The sequence below is a fragment of the Claveliimonas sp. genome (assembly GCF_037273965.1).
GTDB classification, from domain to species: domain Bacteria; phylum Bacillota; class Clostridia; order Lachnospirales; family Lachnospiraceae; genus Claveliimonas; species Claveliimonas bilis.
This window is the reverse complement of the sequence record NZ_JAYAZJ010000098.1, coordinates 1-9,841: the sequence shown is the minus strand read 5'-3', so window position 1 is coordinate 9,841 and position 9,841 is coordinate 1. Positions and strand designations below refer to the sequence as shown.

Here is a 9,841-nt window from a genome sequence, read left to right as displayed (position 1 = left end):
CATACGCTGCTTTACCGCTGCTTGCGCAGCTAAATCCTCGCTTACGGCTAAACGCGGTGGTGCGACAGGGAGCAGCAATTCCGCCATGCAGCTCGGATTCGCAGCATACGCTGCTTTACCGCTGCTTGCGCAGCTAAATCCTCGCTTACGGCTAAACGCCGTATGCTTGCCGAGAATATTCCTCCTCTACAAGCAAGCTTGTGTCGGAGGCTTATTCCCGCCAAGCGCATGGCTGAATAGTTATTAAAAAATATTAAATTTATGTGAAAAACACGCTGACAGCCTGTTTTTCGTATATAATACTCCAATAGGAGGCTGATAACTATGTATTATCCAATGTTTTATTTTGATCCGACATATATGCTTGTGATCGTGGGAGTCATTATTTGTCTTTTGGCTTCTGCGAAAATGCGCTCTACGTTTCAGAAGTACGCGAGGGTGCGCAGTCATTCCGGTATGACCGGCAGGGAGGCTGCAGAGGAAGTGCTTCGCCGGGCAGGTATTTATGATGTCCGGGTGGAACGGGTAGCCGGGAATCTGACCGATCACTATGATCCGAGAACCAAGGTGCTCCGTCTGTCTGATGCGACATACGGATCCAATTCTATTGCGGCGGTTGGTGTGGCGGCGCATGAATGCGGTCATGCCATTCAGCATGCGCAGGGATATGTACCTTTGAAGATCAGAGGTTCTCTGGTGCCGGTGGCGAATCTGGGAAGCACGCTGGCATGGCCTTTGATCTTGCTGGGGCTTCTCTTTACAGGAGAATCTTCTGTTATGTTTCTGAACCTGGGAGTTCTGGCCTTTTCTCTGGCAGTTCTGTTCCAGATCGTGACGCTGCCGGTGGAATTTAATGCGTCTAACAGAGCGATCCGCATACTGGGAAGTTCCGGGATCATGTATCCGGAAGAAGTGAAAGATACGAAAAAAGTGCTGAGCGCAGCGGCGCTGACTTATGTGGCCGGAGCAGCGGCAGCTATCCTGCAGCTTTTGCGTATTGTACTGCTGACAGGCAGAAGAAGAGATTAAGGAAGAGAAAAAGAGGGGGAGCATATGGCATCCGTAAATATAAGAGAACTTGTGCTGGAAACGCTGCTTCTGATCAACAGGGACGGCGAATACAGCCATATTGCACTTGGACAGGTGCTGGGGAAATACCAGTACCTGGACAAAAAAGACAGGGCGTTTCTGACGCGTACTGTAGAAGGAACACTGGAGAGAAGGATTGAAATCGACAGGATCATCAATCAGTTTTCCAGTGTTAAGATCAATAAAATGAAGCCGGTCATCCGGGAAATTATAAGGAGCGGTGTCTATCAGTTAAAGTATATGGACAGTGTTCCTGCTTCTGCTGTCTGCAATGAGGCGGTAAAACTGGCGGCAAAGAAAGGATTTATCAATCTGAAAGGGTTTGTCAACGGCCTTCTTCGAAATATAAGCAGAAATCTGGATCATATTGAGTATCCCTCCAAAGAGGAGGAGCCGGTTCAATGGCTGTCTGCCATCTATTCCATGCCGGAATGGATCGTAAGAAAGTGGAGAAAAGAGTACGGAGAAGAAAAAACAGAACAGATCCTGAAGGCGTTTCTTACAGAACGGCCCACTTCGATCCGCTGCAGCTGCTCCAAGATTACTCCTAAGGAGCTGAAGAGCAGACTGGAAGAAGAAGGCGTGACAGTAAAGGAATATGGAGAGATCCCCGGAGCCTTTTTGATTTCCGGATATGATTATCTGGATGCCCTGGAAACATTCCGGGAAGGCTGCTTTCAGGTGCAGGACATCAGCTCCATGATGGTGGGAGAATGGGCGGATCCCAAAGAGGGAGATTATATTATTGATGTCTGCGCAGCTCCGGGAGGAAAGTCAGTCCATCTGGCGGATAAAATGAAGGGAACCGGTACAGTGGAGGCCCGCGATCTGACAGAATACAAAGTAAATCTCATCCGGGACAACATAGAACGCCTGGGGCTTTCCAATGTAGTGGCTGTTCAGCAGGATGCCCTGGAACTGAATGAAACTTCCCTGGAAAAGGCAGATATCGTTATTGCTGACCTTCCCTGCTCCGGACTTGGAGTGCTGGCAAAGAAAAGCGACCTGAAATATAAGATGACAGAACAGATGCAGAAGGAACTTGCCAAGCTGCAAAGAGACATACTGTCTGTTGTCCGCAGGTATGTAAAGCCGGGAGGCCGGCTGATCTATAGTACCTGCACCATAGACCGGGAAGAAAATGAGGAAAACGCCGCCTGGTTTGCAGATAAGTTTCCGGAATTTCATTTAGTAAAGCAGCAGCAGATGCTGCCGGAACAAGAGGCAGGCGACGGATTTTATATAGCGGAGTTTGAGAGGAAAAAGGCGGATTTGGAGTAAAGATGGAGAAGAAAGATATTTGTTCCTATACATATGAAGAACTGCAGGAAGAAGTGGAAAACCTGCAGGAAAAAAGTTTCCGGGCGAAACAGATTTACCAGTGGCTGCATGTGAAGCTGGCGGACAGTTTTGACGAGATGACAAATCTTCCGGCAGCTCTGCGCAAAAGGCTGTCAGAGGAATGTGAAATTGCAAAGGTGAAAATGCTGGAGCGGCAGATTTCCAGCGTAGATCCAACGGAGAAATTTTTGTTTGAGCTGGATGACGGCAATATGGTGGAGAGTGTACTGATGAAATACAGTTATGGAAATTCTGTGTGTATTTCATCACAGGCAGGCTGCCGGATGGGCTGCCGCTTTTGCGCTTCTACGATAGGCGGGCTCAAAAGGAACCTGACAACATCGGAAATGTTAAGGCAGATTTATCAGATCCAGAAGATTACTCAGGAGAGAGTGTCGAATATTGTGGTGATGGGAACAGGAGAGCCGCTGGATAACTATGACAATTTTGTCCGTTTTATCCGTATGATCAGCAGTGATAAGGGATTACATATCAGTCAGAGAAATATTACCGCATCCACCTGCGGTATTGTGCCCGGTATAAAAAGGCTTGCCGGGGAGGGTCTGCAGATCACGCTTGCCCTTTCTCTTCACGGGTCCACCCAGGAGAAAAGAAAGAAACTCATGCCGGTAGCAAATAAGTACGAGTTAAAAGACGTCCTTGCAGCCTGCGATGAATATTTTGAAAAAACAGGCCGAAGAGTGACGTTTGAATACAGTCTTGTAAGCGGGGTTAATGATACGGATGAGGACGCACAGGAATTGATCGGTCTGTTAAAGCACAAAAACTGCCATATCAACCTGATTCCGGTCAATCCCATCAAGGAGAGGCAGTACAGGAGACCCAGCAGGCAAAATGCCCTGAAATTCCAAAATAAACTTGAAAAAAACGGAATAAATGTTACTATAAGAAGGGAAAGAGGTTCCGATATTGATGGAGCCTGCGGACAGCTGAGAAGGCGTTACGCGGCAGCGGAAAAAGGAGAAGCAGATGAAGATATACGCGTTAACTGATGTGGGAAGAAGAAGGGAAGTAAATCAAGACTATGTATATGCGACAGACAGGCCGGTAGGGCCGTTTCCCAATCTCCTTGTGGTCGCAGATGGAATGGGCGGACACAAGGCAGGAGATTTTGCGTCAAAATTCACTGTAGAAACGCTGAAAAAAGAATTGAAAGAAAGCGAGGCCGGCAAGCCGGAAGAAATCTTCCGCGCGGCGATTGAGACCGCAAACCACAAGCTTATTGAGGCGGCTTCCCAGGACGTTAAGCTGGAAGGAATGGGAACCACGCTGGTTGCCGCTACTGTGATCGGGAATACACTTTATTTTGCAAATATAGGGGACAGCCGTCTGTATCTCATCAGCGATAATATCAGGCAGTTGTCGAAAGATCATTCCCTGGTGGAAGAGATGGTAAGGCTGGGAGGAATCAAAGCGGAAGAGGCCAGAAATCACCCGGATAAAAATATTATCACAAGAGCGATGGGTGTGAAAGACGAGGCAGAAGCAGATTTCTATGAATTTCGCATCAGAAGGGGAGATAAAATACTGATGTGTACTGACGGCCTAAGTAATATGGTAGAGGATGAGGATATGTTTGGAATCGTAAAAGGATCCAGGGATATCATAGAGGCTGTGCATATGCTGATTGATAAGGCAAATGAGGCCGGCGGAAGAGATAATATAGGGGTAGTGATGGCAGAGCCCATTGCGGACGAGGTGGATATATGGTAAAGGATGGAATATTTTTAGGGAAAAGATATGAGATATTAGAGAAAATTGGAGCCGGCGGCATGGCGGATGTGTATAAGGGCAAGGACCATATGCTGAATCGCTATGTCGCGATCAAAGTACTGAAAAAAGAATTTCGGGAAGATGAAACATTTGTCAGGAAATTCCGGTCCGAGGCACAGGCAGCGGCAGGACTTCTCAATCCCAATATTGTAAATGTTTATGATGTAGGGGAGGACAGAGGTCTTTACTATATTGTCATGGAGCTTGTGGAAGGCATTACGCTGAAGGATTACATTGACAAAAAGAGCAGGCTTTCCCCGAAAGAAGTGATCAGCATCGGGATCCAGATGTGTATGGGCATTGAAGAAGCGCATAAGCATCATATTATACACAGGGATATCAAGCCGCAGAACATTATTATTTCCAATGATGGAAAAGTAAAAGTGACAGATTTCGGCATTGCGCGGATGGTTACATCCACGACGGTAAGTACGGTGGCCATGGGATCTGTACACTATACATCTCCGGAACAGGCCAGGGGAGGATACAGCGATGAGAAGAGCGATATTTACTCTGTTGGTATCACTTTGTATGAGATGGTGACAGGAGAAGTGCCCTTTAACGGTGAATCCACGGTAGAGGTGGCTATGAAACATCTGCAGGAGGAGATCACGCCGCCCTCCGAGCTGGTTCCCGACATTCCTTACAGTCTGGAACAGATCATTTTGAAATGTACTCAGAAGAATGCAGAGCGCCGGTATGGAGAGATCGGAGAGCTGATCCAGGATCTGAAGCATTCTCTGGTAGATCCCGACGGAGATTTTGTCCATATTGTTCCCATAGGAAATGCAGATACTGTAATCATCACGGAAGATGAGCTGGATGATATCCGCAGTGCCTATGACGAAGACGATGATGATGAATATGACGAGGACGAGTACGGAGATCAGGATGATGATGAATACGGGGATGACGATGACGGAGAGGAACATGACAGCGATGAAGTAAATCCCCGGATGAATAAAGTTATAAAGATCATGACCATTGTTGTAGCCGTGATCATTATCCTTGTGCTGGCGCTGGTAGTCGGCCGTGCGGCCGGACTGTTCCGTTTCGGACCGTCCAGCGCCACAGAAGAACAGGAATCTGACCAGGTCAAAGTGCCTAACGTGGTAGGAAAAACTCAGGATGAAGCAAAGGAAATCCTGAACAAAGCCGGATTGGGTTATAAGATTGGAAAACAGGAAGAGTCCACGAAGTATGAGAAGGGCTATGTTATGGCACAGGATCCGGAAAACGGAGAAAGAGTGGATAAAAACACCCAGATCACACTGGATATCAGTACCGGTCTTGCAGAGGAAGAGGTGGAAGTGCCCAATGTTGTAGGCCAGGATGAGGCAACGGCTCAGAAGACATTGCAGGATGCCGGATTTGTGGTGGAATCGGAAGCAGTGTACAGCAGCAATACTCAGGGAACTGTAGTGTCGACAGATCCGGAAGGGGGCACGAAAGCCGCCAAAGGTTCTACCGTTACCATTCAGGTAAGCAAGGGAGAAGAGAAGATTACCGTTCCCGATGTAAGAGGAAAGGATGAAAACACTGCCAAGAGTACTCTGTCTGCCGCAGGATTGAATGTGACAGTGGATACCGAGTACAGTGACAGTGTTTCAACAGGAAACGTAATCTCGCAGAATCCGTCAGCCGGGACAAAGGTGGATTCCGGAACAGGGGTGACTATTGTGGTCAGTCTCGGAAAGAAACCGGAAGAGAAGGTAAGCGTGCCGGATGTGACAAGCAACGTTACAGAAGCAAACGCCCGCCAGATGATCAGCAATGCGGGGCTAAGTCCCGTAAGCCAGTATGAGAACAGCGACACCGTTCCGGCCGGCTATGTGATCCGCTGCTCACCGGGAGTTGGATCCAGCGTTTCCAAAGGAACAACGGTGACGATTGTTGTAAGCCGCGGGCCTGCCGGAGGAAGTACGGAGACTCCTGATGACGGCGATGACACCACGGGTGAGGAACAATAAAATATGCAGGGGAAAATAGTGAAAGGAATTGCCGGATTCTACTACGTTCATGTAGTAGGATTCGGTATTTACGAGTGCAGGGCCAGAGGGATATTCAGGAAGGAGAATAAAAAACCTCTGGTAGGCGATAATGTAGAGATAGAAATTCTGGATGATAAGGATATGGAAGGAAATCTTGTAAAGATCCTTCCGCGGAAAAATGAGCTGATCCGGCCGGCAGTTGCCAATGTGGATCAGGCTCTTGTTGTCTTTGCCGCCGCAAAGCCGGACCCGCATTTCAATCTGCTGGACCGTTTTCTTGTTATGATGGAGGCAAAAGGAATCCGCACTGTGCTTTGCTTTAACAAAGAGGATATTGCCGGAGAGTCCCGGATTACAGAGCTGAAGGAGATTTATGAGAACTGCGGATGCCGCGTGATTTTTACAAGCGCTCTTAAAAAGCAGAATATTGAAGAGGTGAAGGATGTGCTTCAGGGCAGTACAACTGTGGTTGCAGGACCATCGGGAGTCGGAAAGTCCTCTCTTATCAATCTTCTGCAAAGCGGGGTAAAGATGGAAACCGGAGAGATCAGCAGGAAGATAGAGAGGGGACGTCATACCACCAGACATTCTGAGCTGATTACATTAAACGAGGATTCTTATATTATGGATACACCCGGTTTCAGTTCCCTCTATGTCAATGATTTTGAGAAGGAAGAGCTGAAATATTATTTCCCGGAATTTACTCCTTACAATGACCAATGCAGATTTCATGGCTGCGATCATGTGCATGAGCCGGGATGCGCGGTGAAAGAGGCAGTGGACCAGGGGAAGATTCATGAAATAAGATATCGTGATTATCTGGAGATGTATCAGGAGCAACAAGAGAAGGAAAAGAGGAGGTACTGATATTATGGCATATATACTGGCGCCCTCCATTCTGGCAGCAGACTTTACCAGATTGGGGGAGGAAATGAAAGCGACAGAAGAAAACGGCGCGGAGTATTTACATTTTGACGTGATGGACGGCATGTTTGTGCCAAGTATTTCGTTTGGAATGCCTGTTCTTGCATCCATACAGGGAGCAACAGGGCAGTTTATGGACGTGCACCTGATGATCGAAGAACCAATCCGGTACATAGAAGAGTTTAAAAAGGCCGGGGCAGATCTGCTCACGGTACATTTGGAAGCCTGCAAGGATGTAAAAGCAACGCTGGATGCCATACATGAGGCGGGAATGAAAGTCGGCCTTTCCATCTGCCCGGAAACTCCGGCAGAGGAAGTAGAACCCTATTTGGAAAAAGTGGACATGATCCTTGTAATGTCGGTGCATCCGGGATTTGGCGGACAAAAATTTATTCCTGATACGCTGGAGAAAATTCAGGCAATCCGGAAAATGGCAAAAGATCAGAAACGAAAGATTGATATCCAGGTAGATGGAGGGATTTATCTGACAAATGTAAAAGAAGTTCTTGACGCAGGGGCAAATATCATTGTGGCAGGTTCTGCTGTCTTTAAGGGAAATGCAGCAGAAAACACCAGAGAGTTTATGGAGATATTGAAAAGTTATGAATAAGAAAGCAGTAATCATCAGCGGCGGAACTCTTTATGAGGAACTGGTCTTGCAGACAATCCGGGAAGAGGATGCGCCGTGCATTATAGGTGTAGACAAAGGCGTGGAATTTTTATACAGACATAAAATCGTACCCAGCTATATTGTAGGAGATTTTGATAGTCTGTCACAGGAAATCGTGGACTATTATAAGAATGAAACTCATGTTCCCGTACGGGAATTTAATCCGGTCAAAGATGCGTCCGATACGGAAATAGCAATCCGCCTTGCAATGACACTGGGCTGCGACGGTATGCTGATCCTGGGAGCTACCGGCAATCGGGTAGATCATCTGTGGGCCAATATCCAGACCCTGATGATTCCGTTTAAGGCAGGGATTGAGGCTGTGATCCTGGATCCTATGAACCGGATCCGTCTGATAGGGGGAGAAACCCATCTTAAGAAGGAAGAGGCGTTTGGAAATTATTTTTCTGTGTTCCCTCTTGGAGGCACGGTCTATGAGCTGAATATCAAAGGAGCAAAATATCCGCTGGCGGATCATACACTGACTCCTTATGACAGCCTGTGTGTCAGCAACCAAATAGAAGATGACGAAGTAGTCATCGACTTTTCCAGTGGAGTCGTTATCTTGATGGAAACGCGGGATAAAGAGTAAAAAGAATTGTGATGCAGACAGTGCAGTTTTGAGAACTGTACTGTCTTTTTTCGTGGGAAAGAGTGTCTGCCGCGTTCTCTTGAATGGGAAAATGCCTGCACAGAGGCAGCATGTATGAAATGCGCCCAAATTTACCGGGCAGCCATTGAAAAGATGGTATTATAAACGGCGTGTTGTCTTTCTAGCTTGTGTATTGCCTAAAACTATATAAAAACCATGTCAAATCAATGCAAAAGTATTGTATTGATATTGAGTTAATACTATAATTATATAATAAAATACTTACTCTTTCTTTATCAATTGTATATGTCTTGCAAAGAGAGGGTATCAATTGCGAAAATGGGAGGAGGCAAAGAGATGTCAAGTACAATACAAGTCAGGGTAGATGACGAGTTGAAAAATAAAGCTGATGAATTGTTTAAAAAATTGGGAACGGATACAACTTCTGCAATCAGAATGTTTTTAACACAGTCTGTGATGAACAATGGCTTTCCATTTGAGATCAAATTGAACCAGTCTTCTGTGAACCTATATGCTCCGTTAAGTGAAAATGAGTTAATGCAAAAGCTGGAATATTCCATGAGACAGGCAAATCGGGGTGAATATAGAAGTGCAGATTCTTTGATCGCGGAAATGAAAGGGAAATATGGATTATAACGTTGTTGTTACAAAAAGTGCAGAAGAAGATTTGGATAGGTTTATCCAATACTTGCTTTTTGAAAAAGGAAATGAACAGGCGGCAAAGAACGTGCTTGATGACTTTGAGCGTACAATCCGCACGTTAGAACAGGTGGCTGGAAGCTTGAAATATTGCGAGAATCCAAGACTAAAGAAAGCAGGGTATAAAAGGATTAGTTTCATGTCTCACAAGTATTTTATGCTGTATCATATAGAGGGCAACAGGGCAATTGTTGATAATATCTTTCATGAGCTTCAGGATTATGAAAAAGTTTTATGCTGATGGGAATATTTTTTGTGGCTATTTGTCCTAATTGGTGATTCGCCCGGACCGGTGATTGAAAAAAGCCCGATTTTGTGCTATACTCTATAGTCACGCTGGACTCCTTTTATGAACTGCGCGGTGGAGTTTAGAGAAACGGCGTAAAGGTAGCGCAGAATAAATTTAACGAAAGGCAGAAAGCCTTAGAAAGCAGGGGCTTTCGGATAGGTAAAAGATAAAATGAAATTAGGTATTGTAGGACTGCCCAACGTAGGTAAGAGTACACTTTTTAATTCGCTGACAAAGGCGGGTGCGGAATCTGCAAACTATCCCTTCTGTACCATTGACCCCAATGTGGGCGTGGTAACAGTTCCGGATGAAAGATTAAATGTCCTTGGAGAAATGTATCATACGAAAAAGATCATACCGGCTGCAATCGAATTTGCGGATATTTGCCAGGAACTGATTGCCAAGCCCTTCTCCCTTGGAAGCTCCTTTTA

Annotated in this window: 11 protein-coding genes; all 11 read left to right on the top strand. The window is 46.2% G+C overall.

The annotated features are described in order from the left end of the window. Positions 1–324: 324 nt before the first annotated feature. Positions 325–1,029: a zinc metallopeptidase gene (locus WJ238_RS09270; RefSeq protein ID WP_256194575.1), complete on the top strand. Its 705-nt coding sequence runs from the start codon at positions 325–327 to the stop codon at positions 1,027–1,029. Positions 1,030–1,053: 24 nt separating this feature from the next. Further along, entirely contained in the window at positions 1,054–2,370 is a 1,317-nt protein-coding gene (gene rsmB / locus WJ238_RS09265; RefSeq protein WP_316265244.1) for a 16S rRNA (cytosine(967)-C(5))-methyltransferase RsmB, read from the top strand. Between the two features lie 2 nt (positions 2,371–2,372). Next, complete coding sequence (gene rlmN, locus WJ238_RS09260; protein WP_337606756.1) at positions 2,373–3,443, top strand: dual-specificity RNA methyltransferase RlmN; 1,071 nt, start codon at positions 2,373–2,375, stop codon at positions 3,441–3,443. Further along, the gene (locus tag WJ238_RS09255) at positions 3,421–4,164 is read left to right on the top strand and encodes a Stp1/IreP family PP2C-type Ser/Thr phosphatase (RefSeq protein WP_230105445.1); all 744 of its coding nucleotides are present in this window, start codon (positions 3,421–3,423) and stop codon (positions 4,162–4,164) included. Before rlmN ends, WJ238_RS09255 begins: the two co-directional genes overlap by 23 nt. After that, positions 4,158–6,194 carry a Stk1 family PASTA domain-containing Ser/Thr kinase gene (gene pknB, locus WJ238_RS09250; protein WP_337606755.1) on the top strand — a complete coding sequence of 679 codons (2,037 nt, stop codon included), beginning with the start codon at positions 4,158–4,160 and terminating at the stop codon, positions 6,192–6,194. The genes WJ238_RS09255 and pknB overlap by 7 nt, the downstream gene beginning before the upstream one ends. A gap of 3 nt (positions 6,195–6,197) precedes the next feature. Further along, complete coding sequence (rsgA, locus tag WJ238_RS09245; RefSeq protein WP_230105447.1) at positions 6,198–7,082, top strand: ribosome small subunit-dependent GTPase A; 885 nt, start codon at positions 6,198–6,200, stop codon at positions 7,080–7,082. A 4-nt stretch (positions 7,083–7,086) separates the two neighbouring features. After that, entirely contained in the window at positions 7,087–7,749 is a 663-nt protein-coding gene (gene rpe, locus WJ238_RS09240) for a ribulose-phosphate 3-epimerase (protein WP_230105448.1), read from the top strand. Beyond that, entirely contained in the window at positions 7,742–8,401 is a 660-nt protein-coding gene (locus WJ238_RS09235) for a thiamine diphosphokinase (protein ID WP_230105449.1), read from the top strand. The genes rpe and WJ238_RS09235 overlap by 8 nt, the downstream gene beginning before the upstream one ends. A gap of 357 nt (positions 8,402–8,758) precedes the next feature. Beyond that, positions 8,759–9,058 (top strand): type II toxin-antitoxin system RelB/DinJ family antitoxin, encoded by a 300-nt coding sequence (locus WJ238_RS09230; protein WP_230105450.1) that lies wholly within the window; start codon positions 8,759–8,761, stop codon positions 9,056–9,058. After that, positions 9,048–9,362 carry a type II toxin-antitoxin system RelE/ParE family toxin gene (locus WJ238_RS09225; RefSeq protein WP_316269977.1) on the top strand — a complete coding sequence of 105 codons (315 nt, stop codon included), beginning with the start codon at positions 9,048–9,050 and terminating at the stop codon, positions 9,360–9,362. Before WJ238_RS09230 ends, WJ238_RS09225 begins: the two co-directional genes overlap by 11 nt. 219 nt (positions 9,363–9,581) lie before the next feature. Beyond that, on the top strand, positions 9,582–9,841 hold a 260-nt coding region (locus WJ238_RS09220; RefSeq protein WP_337606752.1), incomplete at its 3' end, for a GTPase.

Excerpts from the sequence above, each read along its gene's own strand:
- WJ238_RS09270 (WP_256194575.1), top strand. The coding sequence starts at position 325 with ATGTATTATCCAATGTTTTATTTTGATCCGACATATATGCTTGTGATC.
- rsmB (WP_316265244.1), top strand. The coding sequence starts at position 1,054 with ATGGCATCCGTAAATATAAGAGAACTTGTGCTGGAAACGCTGCTTCTG.
- rlmN (WP_337606756.1), top strand. The coding sequence starts at position 2,373 with ATGGAGAAGAAAGATATTTGTTCCTATACATATGAAGAACTGCAGGAA.
- WJ238_RS09255 (WP_230105445.1), top strand. The coding sequence starts at position 3,421 with ATGAAGATATACGCGTTAACTGATGTGGGAAGAAGAAGGGAAGTAAAT.
- pknB (WP_337606755.1), top strand. The coding sequence starts at position 4,158 with ATGGTAAAGGATGGAATATTTTTAGGGAAAAGATATGAGATATTAGAG.
- rsgA (WP_230105447.1), top strand. The coding sequence starts at position 6,198 with ATGCAGGGGAAAATAGTGAAAGGAATTGCCGGATTCTACTACGTTCAT.
- rpe (WP_230105448.1), top strand. The coding sequence starts at position 7,087 with ATGGCATATATACTGGCGCCCTCCATTCTGGCAGCAGACTTTACCAGA.
- WJ238_RS09235 (WP_230105449.1), top strand. The coding sequence starts at position 7,742 with ATGAATAAGAAAGCAGTAATCATCAGCGGCGGAACTCTTTATGAGGAA.
- WJ238_RS09230 (WP_230105450.1), top strand. The coding sequence starts at position 8,759 with ATGTCAAGTACAATACAAGTCAGGGTAGATGACGAGTTGAAAAATAAA.
- WJ238_RS09225 (WP_316269977.1), top strand. The coding sequence starts at position 9,048 with ATGGATTATAACGTTGTTGTTACAAAAAGTGCAGAAGAAGATTTGGAT.